This window comes from Conexibacter arvalis (assembly GCF_014199525.1).
Lineage (GTDB): Bacteria > Actinomycetota > Thermoleophilia > Solirubrobacterales > Solirubrobacteraceae > Conexibacter > Conexibacter arvalis.
In genome coordinates this window covers 1-23,846 of the sequence record NZ_JACHNU010000004.1, presented here as the reverse complement: position 1 = coordinate 23,846, position 23,846 = coordinate 1, and the positions used below count along the sequence as shown (strand labels likewise).

The window sequence follows — 23,846 nt, the reverse complement described above, 5'->3', positions numbered from 1 at the left end:
CCCCGATCGCGGCCCGCGCGCGGCCGCTTCCTGCAACTACGTCACGCCGCCCGCGACCTCGAAGCTCGACAGGACCGTCGCCGCGAGCTCGGCGTCGCCGCCGATCCGCAGGCCGGCGCGCGAGCGGTCCGGCCCGAACGCCTGCGCCCACGCCCGCGGCGTCGCCTTGATCACCGCGTCGGCGTGCGCCGCCGGTCTGTGCGTCACGACGACGTCGCCGTGGCTGAACGCCAGCGTGTAGAGGTCGAGCGCGACCTCGTCGTCGTCCTCGATGATCAGCTCGATCTCGGCATCGACGCCGGCCGGCGCGTCGACGACGCAGCCGGCGAGCCGGAACAGCGCCGTCACGTCGACCCACTCGTCCGGGCTCGGCGGCGTCCACGCCCAGCGCAGCGCCCAGCGGACGACCGGGCCGAGGATCGCGACGAGGTCGCGGCCCGCGTCGGTGAGGTCGAACTCGACCCGCGGCGGCACCTCGGCGAACCGCTCCCGCGTGATCACCCCCTCGGTCGTCATGCGATGGAGCCGCTGCTCGAGCGCGCCCGTCGAGAGTCCCGGGAAGGCGCGCTGCAGCTCGGAGAGGCGCTTGGGGCCGAAGGCGAGCTCGCGCACGATCAGCAGCATCCAGCGGTCGCCGATCACCCCCAGTCCGCGAGCGTCCGGCGCCCACTGGCGCCGGCGTCTGATGCCCGACGGTTCGCATCGCTGCACGACTGATCCCCTCTCGTCAGCTCTCCGCGATGCTGGCCTCGCGCATGCGCGAGCCCACCGCGCCCGCGCTTGCACCCCCAAGTCGCGGTCCGGTGAGAACACCAGCTCCGTAGGGGAACCTACATGACTCCCAACGGGCTGTCCACCACCTCCTGGACGGTTCTCCGATGGGCCGGAGCCCCCGTCGCGCCGGGCTTCCCGAGCTGGCAGACGGCGCTCCGGTGAAGGTTTCCTGTTCAATCAGCGCAGCGTCGGCGACGGCACGGTCGCCGCGCTCCGCCCCGGACGGGCGCGCTGCGCTCCGCCTGCGGGCGGGATGAAGAGTGGGCTATTGTAAACGCGCTCGTATTCGGAGTGGCTTTGCATGCGACCAACCAGGACCGCAGATCAGCCTGACGACCAGGGTGCGCCGGCACCGCGCCCGATGCTGCCCGTCACGCAGCGGGAGCGCCTGCTCGACGGGATGGCGCAGACGGTCGCCGCGCAGGGGTACGCCGCGACCTCGGTCGCCGACGTGCTGAAGATCGCGGGCGTCTCGCGCCGCACCTTCTACGAGAGATTCTCCGACAAGGAGGACTGCTTCCTCGCGGCCTACGACGCGATCGTCGCCGTCGCGCTCGAGCGGGTCCGCGGCGCGTGCGCCGAGGCGCCCGAGCCCGACCTGCGGCTCGAGCGCGGGCTCGACGCGCTGCTGCAGGTGCTGGCCGAGGAGCCGGCGTTCGCGCGCCTGGGCATCGTCGAGGTGCTCGCCGCCGGCCCGCGCGGCCTCGCCCGCCGCGACGAGACGCTGAGGCTGTTCGTCGGCTTCATCCAGGACCACCGGGAGCAGCTCGGCGACGCCGGCGCGCCGCCGTCCGGGCTCGTGTCCCAGGCGATCGTCGGCGGCATCTACGAGCTGCTCTACTCGCACATCGTCCGCGGCGAGGCCGACCGCCTTCCCGAGCTGAACGCCGACATGCTTCATTACACCTTCATGCTGCTCGGTATGGAGCGTCCGACGGTGTGACCGAAGTGGGCGCAATCGCCCGTCGCGTCGGCGAGTCGGTCGGCTGACGTGTGTTAACTTGCACCGACTCATCGTGCAGCGGGTCAGGTGAAAAAGCAGGACATGGACTGGACGCCGGCCCAGCTTCCCAGCGGCCGCCACGGGCTTTCGCGCGAGTTCGTCATGAACTCGCAGCGGACCCGTCTGCTCGGCGCCGCGATCGTGATAGCGGGCGCCGAGGGCTACGCGGGCATGACCGTCAGCGCGGTGATCGCGAAGGCGGGCGTCTCGCGCAAGACCTTCTACGAGTTCTTCTCCGACCGCGAGGACATCTTCCTCGCCGCGTTCGACCTCGTCGTCGAGCGGGCGCTCGACGGCTGCCGTGCCGCATACGAGCAGGAGGGCAGCTGGACCGAGCGGCTGCGGCGCGTGCTCGAGCAGGGGCTGACGGCGCTCGCCGAGCATCCGCACGAGGCGAGAATGGGCTTCGTCGAGGTGCTCGCGGCCGGTCCGCGGGCGCTGCAGAGGCGCGACGCCGCGATGCGCGAGTTCATGCAGTTCCTCGCTCCCGGCTACGACGCCGCCGCCGAGCGCGACGGCGCGGAGCGGATCCCGCCGCTGATGCCCGAGGCGATCGTCGGCGCGATCTTCGAGATCGTCTACGCGCGCGTGCTGCAGGAGCGGACCGCAGAGCTCCCCGAGCTGCTGGAGCAGCTGATGTACTGCGCCCTGGCGCCCTTCCTCGGCCCGGCCGAGGCCGCCGCCGAAGCCGCCGTCGGCGGCGAGCGCAGGCGTGCGGCGCGGCGCAAGAGCGCCTGACGCGACGGACATTCGCGCCTTTCACTGGACACCGCGCCGTCGCGCGGTGAAGATAGGCGCACGGGAGGCCGCGAGGGCACTGGGGGTGCCGATGTCGACCGCATTGCTGGAAGTCGCGGAAGGTGAGCTGAACAGTGGGGAGGTCGCGGGCGTCTTCGTCGCGGCCCTGCGAGACCGTGCCTACGGCCGGGCGGTCAGCGCCTGCGCGGCGTGGGCGCGGCTGGAGCAGGCGGCGCGCGCCTCCGGCGATCGCCACCTCGCCGTCCAGGCCGGCGCCGAACGGGCGCTGACGCTGACGTGGATGGGATCGCTCTCGGGCGCCGGCGTGCTGTGCGAGCTGCTGCTCGCCGAGCTGGAGGAGCTCGAGCTGGAGGGCGCGACGCTCGCCCCTCCGCCGCTCGACCGCGCCGTGATCGACGGCTGGGCCGGCGCCTGGTTCTCGGTCGCGGGGCTGCACCGGCTGCGGGCCGAGCAGCTGCGGCGCTCGGGCGACTACGCCGGCGCCTTCGAGGAGCTCGAGGAGGCCAACCGCCGCCCGGACCAGCGCCCGCACGCCGCGCTGCCGCTGTGGGGGCGCGTGATCCTGTCGGAGGCGCTGCGCCTGGCCGGCGACTTCGAGGGCGCCTTCGAGGTCGCCGCCGCCGCGGCGGCGCGCGCGGGCGAGCCGGGGATCCATCCGTGGATCCGCGTGACCGCCCGCCGCGCGGAGGCGCGCGCGGTGCTCGCGCTCGGCGAGCTCGACGAGGCGATCGCGCGCTTCGGCCGGATGGCGCGCGAGCGCGACCACCGCCACGCCGACGGCCGCATCGCCTGCGACCTGGGGATCGGCGAGGCCCATCGGCGGCGCGGCGAGCAGGAGCGCGCCGCGGCCCATCTGCAACGGGCGCGCGCGACCGCCCTCGCCCACGGCCACGTGATCGGCTGGATCCACGCCCAGCTCGGGCTCGCCGAGCTGGCGCGCGTGCGCGGCGCCGACGCCGCGGAGGTCAACGCGATCGTCGGCGAGGTCCACGACCGGCTGCCGCTCGCGGAGCATCCTTGGCTGCGGCTGCGGGCGTACGCGATCGCCGCCCTCAGCGCGCCGCCGGCCCGCGCCGAGCAGCTGCTCGACCGCGCCGAGGACGAGCTGCCGCGGTTCCATCGCCGCAGCGGCGATCTCGAGCTGGAGCGCGATCTGGTCGAGCGCTGCCGCGACGCGGTCGGCTCCGGCGAGCGGCTGGAAGCGATCGAGCTGGACATCCTGTGAGCGCGCTCCGGGCTCGTCGCAGAGACGGTGAACGGGCGTCGCGAATCGGGTAGACGCCTGTCATGAGCACGTCGCTGAAGCTGATCCTCGGACTGCTGCTGATCGGCTCGCTGCTGCTCGCCTACCTCGCCCCTCCCCCCTCCAGACAGGTCGCCCTGCGCGTCCGCGGCGCGCTGCTCGTCGTCGGACTGCTCTGCTACGTGATCGCGGCGGTCGCGCTGACGTCGGGCTCGATCCTCGCGGGCGTGCTGGCGCTCGCGATCGCGAGCGAGCTCGTCTGCGCGGCCGGCTGGCTCGGCCGCGGCGACTCGCCGGGAACCGACGAGGACGACGACGGCGGAGGCGGCGGCGGAGGCGGCCGCGGCCCCAAGCCCCCGCCGCGCGACTGGGACTGGGACGCCTTCGAGCACGCCTTCCGGCGCTACGCGCGCGACCGCGACAGACAGCCGGTCTAGGCGATCCGGGCTAGGAGGCGCGCTCAGCGGCCGCGCGCGCGACCAATGCGAGGAAGCGCTCGTGCAGCCGGCGCTCGCCGCTCAGCTCGGGATGGAATGAGATCGCGAGGAAGTTGCCCTGCTGGACGGCGATCGGGTGGCCGTCGACGGCGGCGAGCACCTCGACCTCCTCCCCGTGCTCGGCGACCCACGGCGCGCGGATGAAGATCGCGCGGACGGGCGGGCCGTCGACGCCCGCGATCGTGAGGTCCTCCTCGAAGGAGTGGACCTGCCGGCCGAAGGCGTTGCGCTCGGCGACCGTGTCCATGATGCCGAGGTGGTTGCGGTCGAGCACGATCAGGCCGGCGCAGGTGCCGAAGATCGGCGTGCCCGCTCCGGCGAGCGCCCGCAGCGGCTCCGCGAGCCCTTCCCGCTCGATCCCGAGCGTCATCGTCGTCGACTCGCCGCCGGGGATGATCAGCCCGTCGAGGCCGTCGAGGTCGGCCGGCACGCGCACCTCGCGCGCCTCCGCCCCGAGCTCGCGCAGCACGCGAGCGTGCGCGGCGAAGGCGCCCTGGAGCGCCAGGACGCCGACGACGGGCTGCATCTCGGTGCCTGCTACCAGCCGCGCTGCGACAGCAGCTGCTCGGACTCGAGCTTGGAGGTCTCGAGGCTGAACATCGGCGCGCCGAGGCCGGTCGAGGCGGCGGCGACGCGCTCGGCGTCGGCGAAGTGGGTCGTCGCCTCGACGATCGCCTTCGCGCGGTGCTCGGGGTTCTCGGACTTGAAGATGCCGGAGCCGACGAAGACGCCCTCGGCGCCGAGCTGCATCATCAGCGAGGCGTCGGCCGGGGTCGCGATGCCGCCGGCGCAGAAGAGGACGACCGGCAGCTTGCCGTTCGCGGCGACCGAGCGGACGAGGTCCAGCGGCGACTGCAGCTCCTTGGCGGCGGTCGCCAGCTCGGCGTCGTCGAGGCCCTGGAGGCGCTTGATCTCGCCCTTGATCTTGCGCATGTGGCGGACCGCCTCGACGATGTCGCCGGTGCCGGCCTCGCCCTTGGAGCGGATCATCGCCGCGCCCTCGCCGATCCGCCGCAGCGCCTCGCCGAGGTTGGTCGCGCCGCAGACGAACGGGACCTTGAAGCCCCACTTGTCGATGTGGTTGGCCTCGTCGGCGGGCGTCAGCACCTCCGACTCGTCGATGTAGTCGATCTCGAGCGACTCGAGCACCTGCGCCTCGGCGAAGTGGCCGATCCGCGCCTTCGCCATCACGGGGATCGTGACGGCCTCCTGGATGCCCTTGATCATCTCGGGATCTGACATGCGCGCGACGCCGCCGTCGCGTCGGATGTCTGCCGGGACGCGCTCGAGCGCCATCACGGCGCAGGCGCCGGCGGCCTCGGCGATTCTCGCCTGCTCCGGGGTGACCACGTCCATGATCACGCCGCCCTTGAGCATCTCGGCCAGACCGGCCTTGACGGTGAAAGTTGCTTCGTCGCGCATTGCTCGGAATATAGCTGCGCTCCGGCGCGACAGGCAGTCCGCTCACGTCCAATCGCGGACGCCGTGACGCACCGCGATGGAGCACCGCGCGCGGCCGGGAGGCCTCCCGGCCCTCCGCGTGGGCGGCTAGCATCGCGAGGCGTGACGGATCACGAAGCGATCTTCCTCCCGGCCGGCGCCGACCGGTTCCAGCCGACCGAGCTCGCGCGCGGCCCGTGGGATCCCGCGGCCCAGCACGGCGGCGCCCCGGCCGCGCTGCTCGCCGGCGCGCTGGAGCGGGTGCCGAGCGACGTCCCGATGGGCGTCCTGCGGCTGACCTTCGAGTTCATACGGCCGGTGCCGCTGTCGCCGCTGCGGGTCGAGACGCGGATCGCCCGCCCCGGCGGCCGCGTCCAGCTGGTCGAGGCGCTGCTGCACGCGGAGGAGACCGAGACGGTCGTCTGCCGCGCGGTCGCGCTGCGCGTCCGGCGCGCGGTGGTGCCCTCCCCGGCGCGCGACGGCGAGCTGCCCGACGTGCCCGGGCCCGAGCGCAGCGGCCCCGTCAGGATGGCGCTCTTCGACGCGGGGCCGACGATGTTCGCGCGCGACGGGATGGAGGTGCGGATGGCGCGCGGCGCCTTCGACGAGACCGGCCCCGCGGTGGCGTGGTTCCGGCTGCGCCGTCCGCTCGTCGCCGGCGAGCCGACGACGCCGCTGCAGCGCCTGGCGGCTGCGGCGGACTTCGGCAACGGGATCAGCTCGGCGGTGCCGTGGTCGACCCACGTCTTCATCAACCCCGACCTGACCGTCTACGTCGAGCGGCTGCCGGCCGGCGAGTGGGTCGCGCTCGACGCGACGACGCGCGTCGGCGACAGCGGCGCCGGCGTCGCCGAGAGCGTCATCTTCGACGCCGACGGCCGGCTCGGGCGCTCGCTGCAGGGGCTCTACGTCTCCGAGCGGTGAGCGCCGGCGCGCTCCCCGCTCGCCGGGCTACTTCAGGCGGTAGGCCTTGATGCGCATGTCGTACTGCTGCGCGTCGCGCGAGTAGACGCCGTACGCGAGCGCCTGGATCAGCGACAGCAGCGCGGCGTGCGAGCGCACGTAGGCCGGGCTGTTGGAGGAGTAGTAGAGCCGCACGCGCGCGAGGCGGGCGATCTCCGACAGGGTCGCGTCGGTGATCGCGATCGTCTGCGCTCTGCGGTGGCGCGCGAGCTTCATCGTGCGCGCGATCAGCGGATGCGGGCGGCCGGCGGAGAGGCCGATGACGAGCGTCTCCTCGTCGATCCGGGAGAGGCGGCCGAGCGCCTCCTGCGACGGGCTCGCGACGACCTCGGCGCGGATGTCGAGCAGCGACAGCAGATGCCTGAGATAGCTGGCGAAGAAGGCCATCTGGTCCGTTCCCGCGATCAGCACCTTCTGCGCGGTCGCGATCGCCTCGATCGCCGCCTCGACCTCGCTGCGCGACAGCTTGCGCGCCGTCTCCTCCACGTTGACGTGGTCGGTCGCGAGCGCGGTCTCGTACTCGGTCTGGTCGAGCGAGAAGAGCGGACCGGCCGCGGCGGCGTCGGGCGCGGCGCCCGGCGCCGGTCGGCGGCGGTACTCGTCGCGGGCCGCCTGCTGCAGCTCGGGGAAGCCCTCGAAGCCGAGCGCCTGCGAGAAGCGCACGACGGTGCTCGACGACGTCGACGCCCGTCGTGCGAGCTCCTCCGCCGTCTGGAAGGCGGCCTCGTCGAGGTGGTCGACGATGTACTGCGCGACGTCCTTCTGCGACCGCGAGAACTCGTCGAAGCGGGCGGTGATGTAGTCGGAGAGCGCCTGGTGCCCGTGCGGGGGCGTCGGCGCGGTGGGAGTCGTGGCGGTGGCTCGCTTCATGGGCAGCGAAGCTTTCGACGCCCGCCCCGGCCTCTCCTTCACGTCACGTCGGCGGCGCGCCGGGCGCCCGGCGCGCACGGCGGCGGGTTCTCTAAGCTGCGCGACCGATGAGAACTCTCGCCACGCGCATCGACGGCCTCGTCCTGGTCGAGCCTCGGGTCTTCGGCGACCACCGCGGATTCTTCGCGGAGACCTTCCGCGCCGACGCCTGGTCGGCTGCCGGGATCGACGTCGACTTCGTGCAGGACAACCACTCGCGCTCGCGGCGCGGGACGCTGCGCGGCATGCACTTCCAGACGGCGCCGGGACAGGCGAAGCTGGTCCGCTGCGCGCGCGGCGCGATCGTCGACGTGGTCGTCGACCTGCGGCGCGGCTCGCCGACGTTCGGGCAGTGGGAGGCGTTCGAGCTCGACGACGAGTCGATGCGCCAGCTGTTCGTCCCGGTCGGCTTCGCCCACGGCTTCTGCGTGACGAGCGAGATCGCGGACGTCGCCTACAAGTGCTCCAACTACTACGACCCCGCGACCGAGGCCGGCATCGCCTACGACGACCCGGCGATCGGGATCGAGTGGCCGTCAGAGGTGGAGCCGATCGTCTCCGAGCGCGACGCGAACGCGCCGACGCTCGCCGAGATCGCCGACACGCTGCCGTTCTGAGCGCGGCCGGAGACGCGAACGGGCGCCGTCGCGGCGCCCGTCGTGCGAAGCGTCGATGCGAGCAGTCGCCGACGGAGGGGCCGCCGGCGTGCGGTCAGTCGAAGCTCGCGTTGCGCACCTCGGCGTTCTGCGAGCGCTCACCGACGACCTGCGCGACGGCGTAGCCGATCAGGACGTTGGCGACGACCCCGATGCCGAGGAACGTGATGAGCAGCGCGACCGTGAACTCGGTCGCGACGGAGGCGAAAGTGAGCACGTGCAGGAGCTTATCGGAGCGTTCGGCCGCGGCGCGCCGAGGGGTCGCTTGCGGCGAGCACGCAGATCCGATCGGGTACCGTGTCGGAGATGGACTCCGCGCCTGAGCCGCCCTCGGAGCAGCCCGCCGACGCGACCGGCGAGCCCGCTCCGGCGCATCTCTGCCCGAACTGCTCGGCGCCGGCCGAGCCGGGCCAGCGCTGGTGCCTGGAGTGCGGCGCGGAGCTGCCGCAGAGGAAGCGCTCGGGGATGCGGCCGGTCGTCGGCATCGCGACGACGCTGACGGTGCTGGTCGGCGCCGCGTCGGCCGCCGGCTTCACGCTCCTGCAGGACGGCAAGCAGCCGCCGCCGCCCCCGACGACGATCGCGCAGACCCCTCCCCCGGTCACGCCGCCGCCGGCCGACGCCACCATGCCGCCGCCTGCCGACGTCACGCCGCCCGACGACACGCTGCCCGACACCGCCGACGACTTCGACCTGCCCGACACGGGCGGGAGCGGCGGAGGAGGCGGCGGCTCCCCCGACGCCGGGCTGCCGCCCGACGACACGATCCCGGACCTCTCCGACGACATCGACACCTCGACGGAGAACCCGCCGCCGCCCGACGAGGACGCGGGTGACGTCGACACGGGCGACGACGGCGACGGGAGCGTCGAGGACGACCCCGACGCCGGCAGAAGAACGAGAAGAAGAGCTCCGAGACCGAGACTGCACCCGACCAACGTCGCGCTCGCCGCGGCGACGTCGGTCTACGGCGACCTCGGCGACAGCGTCGACCCCGGCGATCCCAGCCTCGCGGTCGACGGGTCGAGAAGGACGGCGTGGAAGACGCCGCTGTCGCCCGATCCCGCGGTGCCCGCGCCCCAGGCCGGCCTCGTCGTCGACCTGGCCGGCCAGGAGAGATTGACCAAGGCGATCGTCTCGACGACCACCCCCGGCCTCTCGTTCGAGCTCTACGGCGCCAAGAGCGGGCCGCCGAGATCGGTCACCGGCACCGGTTGGACCCACCTTGGCTCCAAGGAGGGCGCGGGCAGGGACACGACGTTCTCGCTCGGCGGGCAGAGATTCCGCTACGTGCTGGTGTGGGTGACCGCCCTGCCGCCGGAGACGCAGCAGGCGGCGATCGCCGAGCTGACGATCGTCAGCCCCCAGCCCTGACGCCCCGCGCGGCCCCAGCGCTCCGTTCGGAGGTGCGCTTGCGACGGTTGCCACTTGAACGCGCGCGTCCAGGCTGAGAAGCTGATGTGCATCCCATCCGCCGACTCCGAGGAGGTCGCGTCTACCATCGAACCGCCGACGGCGAGCTGACCGCGCGTGGAACCGGGGACTTTCACGCACAGCGACGGTCGCACGCCGTGCACGCAATGCAACCGATTGGGGGGCGCAACTTAGGAGGAGCAGTATGTGCAAGACGGCACGGGAGTTCGTGACCGGAGTCGGAGAGTGCGTCAGCGAGTACGAGACCGTGCTCGAGGGCGCGCGCAAGCTTGCCGCGTTCGGCGTCGACGCGCTGCCGGTCTGCGGCGACGACCGCAACGTCGTCGGGATGCTGTCCGAGCGTGACGTCGTCCGCATCGTCGCCGAGCGGCGGGACCCCGACGCGATCCGCGTCGGCCTGCTCGCCGACGGCGTCTCCGTCGTCGACGCCAACGCTCCGATCTCGGAGGCGTGGACGACGATGATCGAGCGCGACCTCGACAGCGCTCCGGTGACGGAGGAGGGCCGTCTGATCGGCATGCTCCGTCGCACCCACCTCGACGGACGGATCGGCGAGCCCGCCGAGATCCGCGCCGCCGCCCTCGCGCGTCTCTGAGCGCGCACGGTCGAGATCGACGACGGTGCAACGGCACGGCGAACGCCGTGCCGTTTCGCGTTCGCGATCGGCGGGGGCGGTTCGCGGGCGGGTGCGCGGCGCGAGCGCGCCCGGACCGGACGCTCTGGCGAGGCGGAAGATGACGCGGCCGGGGCGGATCCCATCCGCACGCCCCGGCCGCGTCGAGCGCAAGGCTGGCACGTAGCCCTGCGCCCGGGTGTTCCCGGGGGAGGGAACCCTGCGGGCGGACAACGCTCGAACGAGAGGCGTCGAGCAGTGAGCCGCCCGCACGACTCCGCCGCGCGGATACACCATGTCGTCCTGCCGCGCGAGGGCGGTCCGGGTCGGATCCGGTGGGCTCTCGGCGCTGTCCCCTAGCACCACGAAAGCCCAGCAATTCCGCCGGATTGCGCGGCCCCGTGCCGTCCTCGCGCATAAAAACTATAAACGTGTCCGTCTTCTGTTGTCAACGGGCTTCTCAGCGGCTAGTGTCGCTGCGTGGGGCAGCAGCAGATCGACCTGGCTCCGGCGCCATCGACCGTGACGGCCGCCTTTCCGGTGCGCACCCGGCGCGACCGCCTGATCGCCGCGATGGCCCACGTCGTCAGCGAGGAGGGCTACGGCGCCGCGTCGGTCAGCAAGGTCGTCGCGGCCGCCGGCGTCTCGCGCAACAGCTTCTACGAGCACTTCGCCAACAAGGAGGAGTGCTTCCTCGCGGCCTACGACGCGGCCGTCGACCGCGTCGTCGCGCGTGTGCGCGCCGCGGCTGACGCGGAGCGCACGCGGCAGGAGGCGTTCGAGGCCGGCTTCGCCGCCTTCCTCGGCTTCGCGGCCGCGGAGCCCGATCTGGCCTGGCTGTGCGTCGTCGAGGTGCTCGCCGCCGGTCCCCGCGCGCTCGCGCGGCGCGACGACGCGATGCGGCGGTTCGCGCTCTTCCTCGAGCAGGGGCGCGTCGACGACGCCGCCGCCGACGTGCCGCCGCTGATGACCGAGGTCGTCGTGGGCGGCATCTACGAGGTGATCTACGCGCGGATCCTCGAACGCGACACCGCTCGTCTCCCCCAGCTTCTGCCCGACATCATGTACGTGTGGCTCGCCCCGTACCTGGGCGTCGCCCGCGCGACCGCCGTCCGAGCCGGCGTCGCACGCCGGATCGGCGCGCCGCGCGAGGGACTGCAAATAGCACCGGAACCCGGATGATCAGCGAGGACATAGATGTTTTCTGAGCGTGTCTATGGTCGCCAGGTGCCCGCAGGATCGGATCGGTCTCCTCAACGCCTGCCGCGCGGCCGTCACGGCCTGCCTCGGCGGTTCATCGTCCACAATCAGCGCGAACGGATGCTGCTGGCCGTGGCGGAGGCGGTCGCCGAGCAGGGGTACGCGACCACCACCGTTGCCGACATCATCGCCCGCGCGCGCCTCTCGCGCCGCACCTTCTACGAGCACTTCACCGACAAGGAGGAGTGCTTCCTCGCCGCCTACGACACCGTCGTCGAGCAGATGCTCGCCGGCGTCGGGAAGGCGTACGAGGGCGGCGGCAGCGAGTGGACGCGGAGGGTCTACGAGGGCCTGGAGGCGTTCATCCAGTACCTCGTCGACGAGCCCGCCTTCGCGCGCATGTGCATCGTCGAGGTCGTCGCCGCCGGCCCGGAGGCGCGCGGCCGGCGCGACGCCGCGATGCGCGTCTTCGTCGAGTTCCTCGAGCCCGGCCGCGCCGAGGCGCCCAACGGCGTGGTCGTGCCCGAGCTCGCGGCCGACATAGTCGTCGGCGGCATCTACGAGATCATCTACACGCGCCTGCTGCGCGACGCGGCCGGCGAGCTGCTCGAGATGCTCCCCGAGCTCGTCTACTGCGCGCTGGTGCCGTTCGTCGGCCACGAGGCGGCCGCGGAGGCCGTGCGGGCCAACGAGGCGCGCAAGGCGCAGGAGCGCGCCGAGTCGGCGCCCGCCGGCGACGGCGACTCCTGAGCGGCGCCGACGCGGCGCGGCGAACCTTCGCCGGCACGGCGTGCGCCCGACCGTCGCACGGGCCGGCGCGGCGGTGGAGGCGTGCCCGCTCCGATCAGCGGGCGAGCACGCGCAGGTAGACGATCGCCAGGTTCGAGCGGCGCCCGTCGGCGGTCGTCGCCTCGAGCACCACGCGGTAGCGGCCGGGCGCGAGCGAGCCCGCGCGGAGCGTGCGCAGCAGCGCGATGCGGTGCTCGCCCGCTCCTCGCGAGAGCGTCCGGCTGACGGTACGCGTCCGCCCTCGCCGCGTCGCGCTCCCGACCGCACGCGGTGCTCTGCCGGCGCGTCTCGACCGTCGCTGCGGTCTCGGCGAGCCGGTCGGGATGCGGTTCACGTAGCGGGCGGGGCCGCTCGCGGGCCCCGGTCGCGGGCAGAAGCGGAAGAGCCGCCCCGGCGGCACGCGGCGCTGCAGGCGCAGCGTGACGCGCGCCGGCTCGCTGAGCGTGACGCGGACGCGGACGTCGCGTGCGGCTCCGCGTCGCGAGCCGACGCAGCGCGCGCTCGGCTCGAGCGCGGCGATCGCGAGCGGCGCCCGGAACGGCTCGAGCGGCGGGTCGACGTGCGGCGGATCGGCCGGCGGCGACTCGACCGGCGGGCTCTCCGGCGGGGTGTCGCGGCCGCGCAGCTCGTACGTGGCGCTGCGAACCGCGGAGACGTTGCCGCGGATGTCGACCGCGATCCACTTGAGCGTCGTCGACGAGTCGATGCGCAGCGGCGCGACCGGATCGAACGGCCCGGTCGGGGCGTACTGCGGCGAGGCGAGCGTCGGCGTCGAGCCGTCGAGCGTGTAGTGGATCGCCGCCGGCTCGTCGGAGCGGAAGCGCACCTCGATCGGGTCGGGCGAGCTGTGCGGGCCGGGCGTGGTCGTGACGTCCGGCGGCGCCGTGTCGTCCGCATAGGCGCGCGCCGCCTCGAGCACGGCGATGAGGCCGTCGGCGAACTCCTGCGCCTGCGGGCCGCCCTCCGTCGTGAAGGCGGGGATCCGGCCGACCGGCGTGCGCCTGCCGGAGGCGTCCATGCGGTCGACGCCGACCTCGATCCCGAGCGCGAGCACCCCGTGGGCGTAGTGGGCCTCGTCGACCAGGTTGCCGGCGCGCGAGCCGAGCACCTCCGTCGCCGCGCCGACGTCGGTCGGCACGAGCGCCGTGCCGCGCGAGCGCGCGACGCGGGACGCGATCCTGCCGGCGAGGTCGTCGAGATACCGCTGCGTCAGCCAAGGCGGCCGCGGCAGCGTCACGCGCCCGGAGGACGCGTACGCTCCCGGCGACCACGTCACGGTGCCGCCGGAGGCGCGCACGTCCGCGGCGAAGCGGATGTTCGGGAACGTCGAGAGCAGCCACAGCAGGTTGCGGGTCTCGGGCTCGGAGGCCTCGAAGGGGCCCGAGAACAGGTCGCTCGTGCAGCTGGTCGCCGCGCCCGCGAAGCCGTCGAAGAGCGACCCGACCGTGAAGTTGCGGTCGATCGCGACGCCCCACTGGCCGCGCGCGGCGGGGTCGGTCAGGCCGCCGGGCGCGCAGTGCGAGCGCATGTTGCGGCGTTGCCCGGTGCTGTCGTAGAAGGAGTAGAGCGCGCCGTCCGGGTTGGCGGCGGGCACGATGAAGATGTCGAGCGCATCGACGAGCGCGGTCGTCTCCGCGTCCGTCCCGTAGTTGCGCAGCAGCCGCTCCGCGAGCTCGAGCGCGACGAGCGGCGTCACCCGCTCGTCGCCGCCGAACCCGGCGGTCACCAGGACGCCGGGCCGCGAGCCGTCGCGGACGCCGCCGATCCGCAGGGCGGCCATCTGCCGGGGGCCGCGCGCCACCGTCGCCGGCGCGTGGAGCGCGTCCGTCAGCGCGACGAAGCCGGACGTCGGCGCGACGATCCCGGCACCGGCGTTGCCGCGGTAGGTGGCGGCGCTCACGAGCGCGGCCGCGCTCCCTGAGGCGTTGAGCAGCCCGGTCACCTGCGCCGCCGTGCTCGTGACGGCTCCGGCGCCGTCGGTCGCGAGCGAGACGGTGATCGCGTCGCCGGCGGTGCTCACCGACAGCGGCGCGTTCGCGGCCGCGGGATGCAGGAGCCGCACGCTGACGTCGTCGCCGCCGGACTGGCCGACCGCGACGGAGGTCAGCACGACCGCCCGAGCGGCGTCGGCCGCGCTGACCGCAGCGAGCGTCCCGTTCGGGTCGGTGCCAAGGATCATCTGCGAGCGGCGCTGGTAGCCGTCCGTCTGCATCGGCAGCGTCAGGCGCTCCGCGATGCTCGGGAACTCGCTCGCGAGGTCCGCGACCCGATCGGCCGCGTCGTCGGGATCGAGGTAGCCGGTCTGGAAGTCGGACCGGTAGCCCGGCGGGGGCGCCGGCGACGGCGTCGCCCAATCGGTCACCGCGATGCGGCTCCAGTTGTCGGCGTCGCGTCTGACGACGACGTGGTCGGGCCGGCCGGCGACCGGGACGAGCACGCTGTCGTGGAGGTAGACGCCGCCGTCCTCGCTGCGCACGAGCGCCGCCGTCCCCTGCGGCGCCTCGACACCATCAGCGAACCACTCCGCCGACAGCTCGGTCGCCGCGGTGTCGCGCGCCTTGACGACGAGGAACTGGCCGGCGTAGCTCTCGAACCACTGTGCGCTGATCGCGCGCGTCGTGCCGACGTCGCGCGGCGGCGGTGCGGCGGCCGCCGGCGCGACGGCGCCGACGCCCGCGAGCAGCACGGCGGCCGCTGCGAGCGTGAGTCGCGCCGAACAGCGGAATATGGTCCAGCGAGCCGTCATGCACCGGCCTCCGTTCGGTCCTTCGCGACGTTCCGGCCATCCTAGTTGGCGCGGCGGAGCGCCAGGGCGCTCGTAAGCGGGCAGCGCCGGGCGGCAAAGCGAGAAGCCCCGCGGCGCGGGGCTTCTCGAGATGGCCCAGCCAGGACTCGAACCTGGGACCAACGGATTATGAGTCCGCTGCTCTAACCAACTGAGCTACTGGGCCGCTGCGGAGTCGACGCTACCAGAGCCGTGCGCCGCGGTGGAGGCGAACCCGCCAGATCGCCTCCAGCCTCAGCGCAGCAGCCGCTCCAGCACGGCCGCGTCGGGCGCCATCGCGACGCGGACCTCGCGGCCGCTGCCGCCGACCTGCACGAGGCCGTCCTGGCCGACACGGGAGATCACCTCGTCGGCGTCGACACCGGCGCCGTCGAGCGTCACCGCGATCCACGTCTCCAACGCCGAACGCAGCCGGCGCGCCGCACGCGCCGAGTCGAGCCGCAGGCGCAGCGCGAGGGCGTCGCGGGCGCGGCACGGCGCGGCGCAGTCGGCCGCCGGCAGGGGCCCGCGGCGCCACAGCACGACCGTCCCGCCGGCCCAGCCGGCGGCGAGTCGCCCCGCGGGGCGCTCGTCGAGCGGGTCGCGCAGCAGCTCGCGCAGATCGTTCTCGCCGAAGGTCGACTGGGAGATGCGGCGCCAACCGGCGCCCGGCGCGTCGGCGGCCGGGACCGGCACGCGCTCGGGACGGACGGCGCGCAGCCAGCGGTCGGCGTCGAGCAGCTCCGCCGAGGAGGCCGGCGGGCGGTCGCGCAGGGCGACGTCGACCAGTCTCCAGTCGCCGGTCGTCCCGTACAGCCGCCGGACGAACCGCTCGCCGGCGAGGTACGGGAAGGTCAGCGAGCGCATGATCGCCTCCGGCAGCGGTCTCGCGGCGCTCGCGCTCAGCAGCTGCCCGAACGCCTCGCCGAACGACACCGCACCGGGATTGCGCTCGAGGTAGCGCGTCATCACCAGCATCGCCGTCCCCTCGACCAGGCCCGACTCGCCGACGGCGCCGTCGCCGTCGTAGACGACGCCGTCGGCATCGCCGAGGCGCTCGAGGTCGTAGTGCTGGTCCTCGAGCGCGTGGGTCAGCTCGTGCGCGAGCGTCCCGTCGTCGATCCCGACCCCCTCGACGAGCACGAGCCGCTCCTCCACCGGGTCGTAGAAGCCGGCGACCTGCTCGCCGAAGAGGTCGGCCGCGAGCGAGTCGAAGTCGTAGCCGGGCTCGACGAGCCCGAGCAGCATCATCAGCTCGCCCCCGGTCGCGACCGCCTGTCGCGCGTCACCGTCGGTCTCCCGCTCCGCGTAGGCGCGCGCCTCGTCGGCCGTCATCACCTCGACGCTGACCGGCCGCTTGAAGCGCAGGCCGCGGATCTGCTCGACGCCGCGCTCGACGCGCGCCAGGCGCTCCGGGCTGACGACGGTCCGCGTCGGCTCCGCCTTCCCGCCGCCGAGCAGCAGGGCACCGGCGACGAGCAGCGCGAGCACGGCGACGACGGCCAGCTCAGGGGTCCCGAAACGACGCTGTCGCATCGGCGAAGCGTATTGGGGCGGCGGCAAGCGGGGAGCCGGCCGTCGCGCGAGTGATTGGATACGCGCCGCGGGGCGCGGCCCCGCTCCACGAGCGGATGACCGGAGGGTGAGATGGCGCAGCGCGCGGCGATCGTGACGGGGGCTTCGAGCGGGATCGGGCTGGAGATCGCCCGCATGCTCGGCGAGGAGGGCTACGCGCTGACGCTCGCCGCCCGCCGTCCCGAGAAGCTGACCGCCGCCGCCGACGGGCTGCGCGCCAAGGGCCTCGAGGTCCAGGAGGTCGCCGCCGCGCTCTCCAAGGAGGAGGCGGTCAAGGCGGTCGTCGCCGCGCACGAGCAGCGCTACGGCCGGCTCGACCTGCTCGTCAACAACGCCGGCGTCGGAATCGGCGCGCCGGTCGCCGAGATCGAGACGAAGCGGCTCGACATGCAGCTCGACGTCAACGTCCGCTCGCTCGTGCTGTTCTACCGCGAGTGCGTCGGGCTGCTGCGCGCAGCGGCCGCCGAGCATCGCGGCGCGCTGGTCGTCAACACGGCGTCGATCTCCGGCAAGCGCGGCCAGCCGTGGCTGTCGGTCTACTCGGCGACGAAGGCGGCCGTCGTCGGCTTCACCGAGGCGATGAACAAGGAGCTGGCGACCGAGGGGATCCGCTCGACCGCTCTCTGCCCCGCGTTCGTCGACACGCCGATGACCGACTTCGCGAAGGCCGGCGGGGTCGCCGCCGAGGCGATGATCACGACGCGTGACATCGCGGAGGCGGTGCGGATGCTGTTGAAGCTCTCCCCCGCCTGCCTCGTGCCCGAGATCATCTTCGAGCGCCCCGGCGATCCGCTCTGAGCGGGTCGGAGACCGCCGGCCCGCGGCCGTCCTCAGACGCCGGCCGGCTGGGCGCTGCGCTCGTCGTCGTCCGGCGCGCCGTCGTCGCCGAGGTCGCCGTCGAGCAGCGCCAGCAGCGCGTCGACGACGCGCGGGTCGAGCTGCGCGCCGGAGACGCGCCGCAGCTCGGCGCGGGCCGCCTCGGCGGTGCGCGGCGGCCGCCACGGCCGTGGCGAGGTCATCGAGACGTAGACGTCGCAGGCGAGCAGGATCCGCGCCTCCAGCGGGATCTCGTCGCCGGAGAGCCCGTCGGGGTAGCCGGCGCCGTCCCAGCGCTCGTGCTCGTGGCGGACGATCGGCGCCGCGTCGCGCAGCAGCGGCAGCGCCCGCAGCATCCGCTCGCCTATCAGCGGATGCTCGCGCAGGATCGCCCGCTCGTCGTCGTGCAGCTCGCCGGGATGGGCGAGCAGCGCCGCCGGCACGCCGACGGTGCCGACGTTGTGGAACAGCGCGGCGAGGTAGAGCGCGCGGCGCTCGTCGTCGTCGAGCTCCAGCGCCCGGCCGACGCGCCAGGCGAGGTCGGCGAGGCGCCACTGCTCGGCGTCCTCCCCCGGGACGCCGGAGCGCGCCGCTCCGGCCCTCTCCGCGTCCGCGTCGGCGGCGATCCGGTACAGCTCGCCGAAGCCCGAGACGCTCAGCTTGTCGAGCAGCCGCCGGCACGACAGCGCGCGGCCGAGCTGCTGGGCGATCGCCTCCGCGAGCGCCCGCTCGACGATCCCGTAGGCGCGCGGGCGGTCGCACGCGATCAGCAGGCAGCCCCACGTCCCGTCGCCGTCGGGGACCGCGACCGCCAGCTCGCTGCGGACCGGCGCGCCGTCGAGCCACGGCAGGCGCGGATCGTCCTCGACGACCGCCGGGCCGGCGGCGGCGAGCGCGCGGCGGACGCTCGCGCGCGCGGCGAGCACGCCGCCGGCGTCGTCGGGCTCGCCGCCGGAGCCGAGCACGACCAGGCGCGGCGACAGCGTCGCGGCGTGCGTCGGGTCGGCGTGCGGCCAGAGCGCCAGCGCGGCGGAGCCTATGGAGTCGAAGGCGCCGGTGAGGAAGGCGACGGTCGTGTCGGCGAGCGTCCGCTCGTCGCGCGCGCCGGCGAGCGCACGCGCGAGGCCCGACAGCAGCGCGAGGCGCGCCGTCTCGCCGCGGCCGAGGCGGCCGGCGGCCGGGCGTCGGCCGCTCGGCCGCGGGCGGTCGGGCGACCTGGCGCCGCCGGTCTCGCGCTTGGCGCTGCGCAGGGCGGCGTCGGCGTGGAGGATCAGCTCGTCGGCGCTGCGCGCCGGCTCGCCGAAGGTCGCCCAGCCGGCCCCGGCTCCGAGCCGCCGCTCGCCGTTGACGCCGAACGGGATCTGCTCGATCGCGCGCACCAGCCGCTCGGCCAGCTCGCTCGCCTCCTGCGCGCCGGCGCGCACGGCGATGACGGCGAACTCGTCGCCGCCCTGGCGGCAGCAGACGTCCTCCTCGCGCAGCGTCTCGCGCAGCGCGGCGGCGACGTGGCGCAGCGCGTCGTCGCCGGCGAGGTGGCCGAGCTCGTCGTTGATCGCCTTGAAGCCGTCGAGGTCGAGCAGGACGAGCGAGAAGGGATCGTCGTGGCGGCGCGAGCGCGCGACCTCGGCCGCCAGCTGCCGCGAGAACATGCGGTAGTTGCCCAGGCCGGTCAGCTCGTCGAGCTCGGCCATCCTCAGCGCGTCGGCCTCGCGCTGGGCCAGCTGGGCATGCTCGTCGCGGAGGCCCGAGAGCGCGCGCACCAGCGCGAAGACGCCCGCGGCGCCGGCGAGCGCGGCGACGACGGCGCCGGCGATCCACCAGGTGGCCGGCAGATCGGCGACGGCGATCGCGAGCGGCAGCGCCAACGCGATCGCGCATGCCGCGATCGCGCCCCGGACCCTTCGCATGCCGCGCGGCGCCGGGCGCTGCGCCCGCGTCGGCGGGCGCGCCGAGGCAGGTGCTGCCGGCGCGGCTGCGCCTGGCGGCATGGTCTGCTCGTATCCTCGCGGCCGCTCAGTGGCCTCTTCGCGCATAGGGCCCCGTTGTCTTCGGTCATCCGTGCCGGTCATCCGTGACGAACGTCATTAAACCTCATCAAACCTACGCAGTTTCTGCACCGCTTGGCGGTGCGACGCGGCGGTCCCCGCTGCGGCTCTTCCTCGGCGCCTTCGGCGATCCCGGCCACGCCTTCCCGATGCTCGCGCTGGGGAGCGAGCTGGCGCGCCGCGGCCACGACGTGACGCTGGAGACGTGGTCGCGCTGGCGCGACCACGTCGAGGCCGGCGGGATGCGCTTCGCCGCCGCTCCGGAGTACGCGGTCTTCCCGACGATGGAGCGGCCGATGACGATGTACGAGGCGGTCGTCAGAGCGGTCGAGGTGACCCGTCCGGCGGTCGCGCGGGCGCGGCCCGACGCGGTCGTCGCCGACATCCTCACGCTCGCCCCCGCGCTCGCCGGCGAGCTGGAGGGCGTGCCGGTCGCGACGCTGATCCCGCACGTCCACCCCGCGCCGCCCGCCGGCGCCGCCCCGTACTCGTTCGGCGCCCGCTGGCCGCGGACGGCCGCCGGGCGCGCGCTGTGGCGCCGGCTCGACCCGCTCGTCGAGAAGGGGCTGCGCTACGGGCAGCGCGAGCTGAACGAGACGCGCGCGCAGCTCGGGCTGGCGCCGGTGGAGCGCGTCCATGGCGGCCTCAGCGAGCGTCTGTGCCTCGTCGCCACCTTCCCGCAGCTGGAGTATCCGCGCGCGTGGCCCGAGCACACGCACGTCGTCGGGCCGCTGCTGTGGGAGCCGCCGACCGAGCCGGTCGAGCCGCCGCCGGGCGACGAGCCGCTCGTCCTCGTCGCGCCCTCGACCGCCCAGGACCAGGACCACAGACTGCTGCGCGCGGCGCTCGCCGGCCTCGGCGAGCTGCCGATCCGCGTGCTGGCGACGTGGAACCGCCGGCCGCTGCCGGGGCCGGCGGCGGTGCCGGCCAACACGCGGCTGGTCGAGTGGCTCTCCTATGCGCAGACGATGCCGCGCTGCGCGCTCGTCGTCTGCCACGTCGGCCACGGGACGATGGTGCGGGCGCTGGCGTCGGGGACGCCGGTCGTCGCGACCCCGGTCGCCGGCGACATGGGCGAGAACGCCGCCCGGCTCGACTGGGCCGGCGCCGGGGTGCGGCTGCCGTGGCGCTTCACCGGCCCGCGGGCGCTGCGGCTCGCGGTGGAGCGGGCGCTCGGGGAGCCGGCGCTGGCGCGGCGGGCCGCGGAGCTGGCGGCCTGGAGCCGCGCCCACGACGCCGCGGGCCGGGCTGCCGACCTCGTCGAGCAGCTGGCGCGGGGCGAGCGCTGAGCGGGCGGCCAGCGCTGAGCGGTTGGCTGGCGCGCGGCGCGGGCTGGCGAGCGGGCGGCGAGCGCTGAGCGAGCGGGCGACGGCGGGCGAGCGGGCGGCGCGCGATCCGCGCCCGCCCGCCCACCCGCTCGCCGCGGCTCAGTGGCCGTCGGCGGCGCCGACGCGGCCCGAGTCGGCCGCGGGATGGGCGGCCGCCCAGGCGATGATCTTGTCCGAGTCGTGGATCGCCTCGCCCTCGTCGGTGACGAGCACCGGGACCCACGACTGGCCGGTCAGCTGCTTCACCTCGCGACGCCCCGAGGTGGCGTTGAGCGCGTTCGGGAACCCGCCGAACCCGTATGCCTTCACGACCTCGGGGTCGTGGCCGGCCGCCTTCAGCGCGTCGAGCGCGTCACGGCACGGGTGTCTGCGGGCGGGGATGTTGAACGTCCCCCAGCACACGTAGAGCTTCACCTCGGGTCTCCTCCTCGGGATCGACGCTGTCGCCCTGCTGCCGTCTGGGCGAGCCTACGCGACGCCGAACGGCTCGACCACCGCGAACGGTGCGCGCGCGACCGTGTCGCCGTCGATCGTGAGGCGCCACTCGTACTGGCCGACGCCGAGCACGAGCCCGCTGAGGTTGAACGCGAGCGGCATGTTGAGCGTCGATCCGGGCTTGACGCCGGCCGGGCGGCCGAGCTCGAAGCGGCCGCTCGGCGCGACCGCCTCGCCGTTCATGACGATCCGCTCGCCGTCGGCGTCGAGCAACTCGGCGACCAGCTCGTGGCTCTGGTCGGCCTCGTCCCAGCCGACCTTCACCACGATCGCCAGCGCGACCGAGATCGCCTGGTTGGGCGCCTGGAGCATGTTCCAGGCCGCGCCCATGATGTACAGCTTGCCGTTGATGGCCTCCGCGTGATCGCAGAGGAGGAGATCAGCTTCCATGTTCTCTTACGCCGCTTTCAGGAAACCGCCGCTGGGGCGGATCGACAGTCCGGGATTGGGGCCGGGAGCCGCGAGCTCGAGGCGAGTGCGCTGGCCGACGCTCGGCGAGGTCCACCACGAGCGCGGGCCGGGCACGAGGTGGCGCAGCTCGAGCTGCTCCTCCGCCCACCACGGCGCGCCCTCGCGCACGAGGCCGCGCACCTCCTCGAAGCTCGCGCCGACCGCCGAGTAGCCGGGCAGGTCCGGCGACGCGGCCCACCAGCCCTCAGGCTCGGCGTGGTAGATCAGCTGCGCAGTTCGCATCAGAGCAGTTTCCTCGCCTCATCTTCGCTCAGCCCGACATCTGCAACAAGGACCTTCTTCACGAGGCCCGGTGGGATCGTAATGCCGTCGTGGAACGAGAAGCCGATGTCGGGGTGGCCGTTGCGCGAGCGGAGCCGCCGGTGCGACCCCTTCTGCCGCACGATCTCGTAGCCGAGCGGCTCGCGCCGCAGGACGGCGAGCAGCTGCTGTGGCTTGAGCGCCGGAAACCGCACGCCGCGTTCCCCCTCGTCATCCGCTTCCCCCGCGTCGGTCGATCGTCCGCGAGTCTACGGGCTGGCCGCGGCGGCTGCAGGCTCCGTCTGCGCCGGCGCGGCGTCGGCCGCAGCCTCCGCCGCGCGGCGCTCGCGCAGGCGGGTGTAGCGGACGGCCTGCGCCAGCGCGAGCGCCGAGAAGCAGAGCATCGGCGCCAGCGCGACGCGGAAGCGGGCCGCGTCGGGGTCGGCGCCGAGCAGCAGGCCGGCGAGCTGGAGCGAGGCGATGCCGGCGAGGAATCCGCCGCAGTTGACGATCGCGGTCGCGGCGCCGGCCGACGCCGCCGGGTTCTCGCGGCGGCCGAGGTCGAAGGCGACCATGCCGCCGGCCGCGCCGGCGCCGCAGAGCGCGAAGCCGGCGAGCAGCAGCGGATGGGGCACGTCGCCCACGCGGGGCCACAGCAGGATCGTCGCCCAGGTGCCGAGCACCAGCGCGTTGAGCGCCAGCAGCGTGCGGTTCTGCGCGCGGGCGCCGCGGTCGGCGAGGTGGCCGACGAGCGGTCCCGCGACGGCCATGCCGGCGGAGAGCACGAGCAGGTACGCGGCGGCGGCGCGCTCGTCGAACTGCTGGCCCTCGATCAGGAACGGGGCGCCCCACAGCGCGCTGACGACCTGGAAGGGGCCCATCAGGCCGAGATGGGCCCAGAAGCCGTGGCGGGTGCCGGGGCGCGCCCACGCGGCCCTCAGCGTCGCGCCGATCGGGGCGTGGGCGCTCGCGTCCGGCGCGGGGACGCCGGGCGGCCGATCGCGGATGACGGAGAAGGCGACGGCCGCCAGCGCGAGCGTCGCGACGCTGCTGCCGGCGAAGGTCGCGGTCCAGCCAAGGTGGTCGAGCGCGAGCTGCAGCGGGATCGTCCCGAGCAGCTGCCCGAGCGCGCCGACGACGCCGGTCAGCGCCGCCAGCAGCGAGCCCATCCGCGGCGGGAACCACGACTGCGCCAGGCGCAGGACGTTGATCAGGATCAGCGCGTCGCCGCAGCCGATCAGCGCCCGTCCGGCGATCGCCGGCGGCACGCTCTGGGCGAGCGCGAAGACGAGCTCGCCGGCGGCGATCGCGATCAGGCCGGCGGCGAGCGTGCGGCGCGGGCCGATCCGGTCGGCGGCCAGCCCGGCCGGGATCTGCATCAGCAGGTAGATCAGGAACTGCAGCGCCGTGAAGCTGGCGAGCACCTCGTGCTCGAAGCCGAGCCGCTGCTCGGCGCGCAGCCCGGCGACGCCGAGCGCCATGCGGTGGAAGACCGCGGTGAAGTAGAGCGCCGCCCCGACGCCCCACACCAGCCACGCGCGGCGGGTCGGGCCCCGTTGCTCGACAGCTTGCATCTATGCTGAATCTATCGCAGTGCCGACCGCTTCCGCGCGCAACCCGCTACCATGCCCAAGCCGCACGATCCCCGGTAGCTCAATTGGCAGAGCATTCGGCTGTTAACCGAAGGGTTGTTGGTTCGAGTCCAACCCGGGGAGCTACCAGAAAAGGCCCGCGCTTGAGGGTGTCGCACAAACCCCGGCCTGTGGCCGGGGTTTGTGCTGTCCGGGGGCTTTAAGACGATGCCGTGGTCGGCGTCGTCGGGGAGGTGCTGT

General features: G+C 74.2%; 25 protein-coding genes and 2 tRNA genes. 13 read left to right on the top strand and 14 right to left on the bottom strand.

Features of this window, described 5'->3' with window-relative positions; genetic code table 11:
* Positions 1–36: 36 nt before the first annotated feature.
* Positions 37–711 carry a winged helix-turn-helix transcriptional regulator gene (locus BDZ31_RS14650; RefSeq protein WP_183343090.1) on the bottom strand — a complete coding sequence of 225 codons (675 nt, stop codon included), beginning with the start codon at positions 709–711 and terminating at the stop codon, positions 37–39.
* Between the two features lie 424 nt (positions 712–1,135).
* Between BDZ31_RS14650 and BDZ31_RS14645 the strand changes: the two genes are divergently transcribed.
* The 4 genes from BDZ31_RS14645 to BDZ31_RS14630 all read left to right on the top strand — a co-directional run bounded on the left by BDZ31_RS14645 (position 1,136) and on the right by BDZ31_RS14630 (position 4,216).
* Complete coding sequence (locus BDZ31_RS14645; RefSeq protein ID WP_183343089.1) at positions 1,136–1,717, top strand: TetR/AcrR family transcriptional regulator; 582 nt, start codon at positions 1,136–1,138, stop codon at positions 1,715–1,717.
* Between the two features lie 102 nt (positions 1,718–1,819).
* On the top strand, positions 1,820–2,515 hold the full coding sequence (locus BDZ31_RS14640; protein WP_183343088.1) for a TetR/AcrR family transcriptional regulator: 696 nt from the start codon (positions 1,820–1,822) through the stop codon (positions 2,513–2,515).
* Between the two features lie 91 nt (positions 2,516–2,606).
* Positions 2,607–3,761: a hypothetical protein gene (locus BDZ31_RS14635; RefSeq protein WP_183343087.1), complete on the top strand. Its 1,155-nt coding sequence runs from the start codon at positions 2,607–2,609 to the stop codon at positions 3,759–3,761.
* 62 nt (positions 3,762–3,823) lie between these two features.
* Positions 3,824–4,216 (top strand): hypothetical protein, encoded by a 393-nt coding sequence (locus tag BDZ31_RS14630; protein ID WP_183343086.1) that lies wholly within the window; start codon positions 3,824–3,826, stop codon positions 4,214–4,216.
* Positions 4,217–4,226: 10 nt separating this feature from the next.
* Here BDZ31_RS14630 and pdxT read toward each other — a convergent pair whose 3' ends face one another.
* Together pdxT and pdxS are read right to left on the bottom strand one after the other, a co-directional pair.
* Positions 4,227–4,802 (bottom strand): pyridoxal 5'-phosphate synthase glutaminase subunit PdxT, encoded by a 576-nt coding sequence (gene pdxT, locus BDZ31_RS14625; RefSeq protein ID WP_183343085.1) that lies wholly within the window; start codon positions 4,800–4,802, stop codon positions 4,227–4,229.
* 11 nt (positions 4,803–4,813) lie between these two features.
* Positions 4,814–5,698, bottom strand: a complete 885-nt coding sequence (gene pdxS / locus BDZ31_RS14620; RefSeq protein WP_183343084.1) for a pyridoxal 5'-phosphate synthase lyase subunit PdxS — start codon at positions 5,696–5,698, stop codon at positions 4,814–4,816.
* 141 nt (positions 5,699–5,839) lie between these two features.
* Here pdxS and BDZ31_RS14615 point away from each other — a divergent pair, with 141 nt between their 5' ends.
* Positions 5,840–6,640, top strand: coding sequence for an acyl-CoA thioesterase domain-containing protein (locus BDZ31_RS14615; RefSeq protein WP_183343083.1), 801 nt, complete (start codon positions 5,840–5,842; stop codon positions 6,638–6,640).
* 27 nt (positions 6,641–6,667) lie between these two features.
* Here BDZ31_RS14615 and BDZ31_RS14610 read toward each other — a convergent pair whose 3' ends face one another.
* Positions 6,668–7,549: a MurR/RpiR family transcriptional regulator gene (locus tag BDZ31_RS14610; RefSeq protein ID WP_183343082.1), complete on the bottom strand. Its 882-nt coding sequence runs from the start codon at positions 7,547–7,549 to the stop codon at positions 6,668–6,670.
* Positions 7,550–7,656: 107 nt separating this feature from the next.
* Between BDZ31_RS14610 and rfbC the strand changes: the two genes are divergently transcribed.
* Positions 7,657–8,205, top strand: a complete 549-nt coding sequence (gene rfbC / locus BDZ31_RS14605; RefSeq protein WP_183343081.1) for a dTDP-4-dehydrorhamnose 3,5-epimerase — start codon at positions 7,657–7,659, stop codon at positions 8,203–8,205.
* 94 nt (positions 8,206–8,299) lie between these two features.
* On the opposite strand, the gene BDZ31_RS14600 is transcribed toward rfbC, so the two are convergent.
* Positions 8,300–8,461 (bottom strand): hypothetical protein, encoded by a 162-nt coding sequence (locus tag BDZ31_RS14600; RefSeq protein ID WP_183343080.1) that lies wholly within the window; start codon positions 8,459–8,461, stop codon positions 8,300–8,302.
* Between the two features lie 89 nt (positions 8,462–8,550).
* Between BDZ31_RS14600 and BDZ31_RS14595 the strand changes: the two genes are divergently transcribed.
* From BDZ31_RS14595 to BDZ31_RS14580, 4 genes are all read left to right on the top strand, one after another.
* Positions 8,551–9,618, top strand: a complete 1,068-nt coding sequence (locus BDZ31_RS14595) for a zinc ribbon domain-containing protein (RefSeq protein ID WP_183343079.1) — start codon at positions 8,551–8,553, stop codon at positions 9,616–9,618.
* A gap of 244 nt (positions 9,619–9,862) precedes the next feature.
* On the top strand, positions 9,863–10,273 hold the full coding sequence (locus tag BDZ31_RS14590; protein ID WP_183343078.1) for a CBS domain-containing protein: 411 nt from the start codon (positions 9,863–9,865) through the stop codon (positions 10,271–10,273).
* Positions 10,274–10,771: 498 nt separating this feature from the next.
* The gene (locus BDZ31_RS14585; RefSeq protein WP_183343077.1) at positions 10,772–11,473 is read left to right on the top strand and encodes a TetR family transcriptional regulator; all 702 of its coding nucleotides are present in this window, start codon (positions 10,772–10,774) and stop codon (positions 11,471–11,473) included.
* A gap of 138 nt (positions 11,474–11,611) precedes the next feature.
* Positions 11,612–12,241 carry a TetR/AcrR family transcriptional regulator gene (locus BDZ31_RS14580; protein WP_183343076.1) on the top strand — a complete coding sequence of 210 codons (630 nt, stop codon included), beginning with the start codon at positions 11,612–11,614 and terminating at the stop codon, positions 12,239–12,241.
* 94 nt (positions 12,242–12,335) lie between these two features.
* Here BDZ31_RS14580 and BDZ31_RS14575 read toward each other — a convergent pair whose 3' ends face one another.
* The 3 genes from BDZ31_RS14575 to BDZ31_RS14565 all read right to left on the bottom strand — a co-directional run bounded on the left by BDZ31_RS14575 (position 12,336) and on the right by BDZ31_RS14565 (position 16,580).
* On the bottom strand, positions 12,336–15,026 hold the full coding sequence (locus BDZ31_RS14575) for a M14 family zinc carboxypeptidase (RefSeq protein ID WP_183343075.1): 2,691 nt from the start codon (positions 15,024–15,026) through the stop codon (positions 12,336–12,338).
* 131 nt (positions 15,027–15,157) lie between these two features.
* Positions 15,158–15,231 (bottom strand) — tRNA-Ile (locus BDZ31_RS14570).
* Between the two features lie 68 nt (positions 15,232–15,299).
* The gene (locus BDZ31_RS14565) at positions 15,300–16,580 is read right to left on the bottom strand and encodes a hypothetical protein (RefSeq protein ID WP_183343074.1); all 1,281 of its coding nucleotides are present in this window, start codon (positions 16,578–16,580) and stop codon (positions 15,300–15,302) included.
* 111 nt (positions 16,581–16,691) lie between these two features.
* Here BDZ31_RS14565 and BDZ31_RS14560 point away from each other — a divergent pair, with 111 nt between their 5' ends.
* A complete protein-coding gene (locus BDZ31_RS14560; protein WP_183343073.1) occupies positions 16,692–17,417 on the top strand; it encodes an SDR family oxidoreductase in 726 nt (241 codons plus the stop codon).
* A 32-nt stretch (positions 17,418–17,449) separates the two neighbouring features.
* Here BDZ31_RS14560 and BDZ31_RS14555 read toward each other — a convergent pair whose 3' ends face one another.
* Positions 17,450–19,342: a diguanylate cyclase gene (locus tag BDZ31_RS14555; protein WP_183343072.1), complete on the bottom strand. Its 1,893-nt coding sequence runs from the start codon at positions 19,340–19,342 to the stop codon at positions 17,450–17,452.
* A 287-nt stretch (positions 19,343–19,629) separates the two neighbouring features.
* On the opposite strand from BDZ31_RS14555, the gene BDZ31_RS14550 reads away from it, so the two are divergent.
* On the top strand, positions 19,630–20,769 hold the full coding sequence (locus tag BDZ31_RS14550; RefSeq protein ID WP_183343071.1) for a glycosyltransferase: 1,140 nt from the start codon (positions 19,630–19,632) through the stop codon (positions 20,767–20,769).
* A 138-nt stretch (positions 20,770–20,907) separates the two neighbouring features.
* Here the strand turns inward: BDZ31_RS14550 and BDZ31_RS14545 are convergent, their stop codons facing one another.
* The 5 genes from BDZ31_RS14545 to BDZ31_RS14525 are packed head-to-tail and all read right to left on the bottom strand — an operon-like array spanning position 20,908 to position 23,588.
* A complete protein-coding gene (locus BDZ31_RS14545) occupies positions 20,908–21,222 on the bottom strand; it encodes a glutathione S-transferase N-terminal domain-containing protein (RefSeq protein ID WP_183343070.1) in 315 nt (104 codons plus the stop codon).
* Positions 21,223–21,276: 54 nt separating this feature from the next.
* Complete coding sequence (locus tag BDZ31_RS14540) at positions 21,277–21,693, bottom strand: DUF6941 family protein (protein ID WP_183343069.1); 417 nt, start codon at positions 21,691–21,693, stop codon at positions 21,277–21,279.
* Between the two features lie 6 nt (positions 21,694–21,699).
* Positions 21,700–21,996 (bottom strand): type II toxin-antitoxin system HicB family antitoxin, encoded by a 297-nt coding sequence (locus BDZ31_RS14535; RefSeq protein ID WP_183343068.1) that lies wholly within the window; start codon positions 21,994–21,996, stop codon positions 21,700–21,702.
* Positions 21,996–22,229: a type II toxin-antitoxin system HicA family toxin gene (locus BDZ31_RS14530; RefSeq protein WP_183343067.1), complete on the bottom strand. Its 234-nt coding sequence runs from the start codon at positions 22,227–22,229 to the stop codon at positions 21,996–21,998. Before BDZ31_RS14530 ends, BDZ31_RS14535 begins: the two co-directional genes overlap by 1 nt.
* Before the next feature lie 54 nt (positions 22,230–22,283).
* Positions 22,284–23,588: an MFS transporter gene (locus BDZ31_RS14525; protein ID WP_183343066.1), complete on the bottom strand. Its 1,305-nt coding sequence runs from the start codon at positions 23,586–23,588 to the stop codon at positions 22,284–22,286.
* A 68-nt stretch (positions 23,589–23,656) separates the two neighbouring features.
* On the opposite strand from BDZ31_RS14525, the gene BDZ31_RS14520 reads away from it, so the two are divergent.
* A tRNA-Asn gene (locus BDZ31_RS14520) sits at positions 23,657–23,729 on the top strand.
* Positions 23,730–23,846: the final 117 nt, after the last annotated feature.

Coding starts and splice junctions, on each gene's coding strand:
- BDZ31_RS14645 (WP_183343089.1), top strand. CDS start 1,136: ATGCTGCCCGTCACGCAGCGGGAGCGCCTGCTCGACGGGATGGCGCAG.
- BDZ31_RS14640 (WP_183343088.1), top strand. CDS start 1,820: ATGGACTGGACGCCGGCCCAGCTTCCCAGCGGCCGCCACGGGCTTTCG.
- BDZ31_RS14635 (WP_183343087.1), top strand. CDS start 2,607: ATGTCGACCGCATTGCTGGAAGTCGCGGAAGGTGAGCTGAACAGTGGG.
- BDZ31_RS14630 (WP_183343086.1), top strand. CDS start 3,824: ATGAGCACGTCGCTGAAGCTGATCCTCGGACTGCTGCTGATCGGCTCG.
- pdxT (WP_183343085.1), bottom strand. CDS start 4,802: ATGCAGCCCGTCGTCGGCGTCCTGGCGCTCCAGGGCGCCTTCGCCGCG.
- pdxS (WP_183343084.1), bottom strand. CDS start 5,698: ATGCGCGACGAAGCAACTTTCACCGTCAAGGCCGGTCTGGCCGAGATG.
- BDZ31_RS14610 (WP_183343082.1), bottom strand. CDS start 7,549: ATGAAGCGAGCCACCGCCACGACTCCCACCGCGCCGACGCCCCCGCAC.
- rfbC (WP_183343081.1), top strand. CDS start 7,657: ATGAGAACTCTCGCCACGCGCATCGACGGCCTCGTCCTGGTCGAGCCT.
- BDZ31_RS14595 (WP_183343079.1), top strand. CDS start 8,551: ATGGACTCCGCGCCTGAGCCGCCCTCGGAGCAGCCCGCCGACGCGACC.
- BDZ31_RS14590 (WP_183343078.1), top strand. CDS start 9,863: ATGTGCAAGACGGCACGGGAGTTCGTGACCGGAGTCGGAGAGTGCGTC.
- BDZ31_RS14580 (WP_183343076.1), top strand. CDS start 11,612: ATGCTGCTGGCCGTGGCGGAGGCGGTCGCCGAGCAGGGGTACGCGACC.
- BDZ31_RS14575 (WP_183343075.1), bottom strand. CDS start 15,026: ATGACGGCTCGCTGGACCATATTCCGCTGTTCGGCGCGACTCACGCTC.
- BDZ31_RS14565 (WP_183343074.1), bottom strand. CDS start 16,580: ATGCGACAGCGTCGTTTCGGGACCCCTGAGCTGGCCGTCGTCGCCGTG.
- BDZ31_RS14560 (WP_183343073.1), top strand. CDS start 16,692: ATGGCGCAGCGCGCGGCGATCGTGACGGGGGCTTCGAGCGGGATCGGG.
- BDZ31_RS14555 (WP_183343072.1), bottom strand. CDS start 19,342: ATGCGAAGGGTCCGGGGCGCGATCGCGGCATGCGCGATCGCGTTGGCG.
- BDZ31_RS14550 (WP_183343071.1), top strand. CDS start 19,630: ATGCTCGCGCTGGGGAGCGAGCTGGCGCGCCGCGGCCACGACGTGACG.
- BDZ31_RS14540 (WP_183343069.1), bottom strand. CDS start 21,693: ATGGAAGCTGATCTCCTCCTCTGCGATCACGCGGAGGCCATCAACGGC.
- BDZ31_RS14535 (WP_183343068.1), bottom strand. CDS start 21,996: ATGCGAACTGCGCAGCTGATCTACCACGCCGAGCCTGAGGGCTGGTGG.
- BDZ31_RS14525 (WP_183343066.1), bottom strand. CDS start 23,588: ATGCAAGCTGTCGAGCAACGGGGCCCGACCCGCCGCGCGTGGCTGGTG.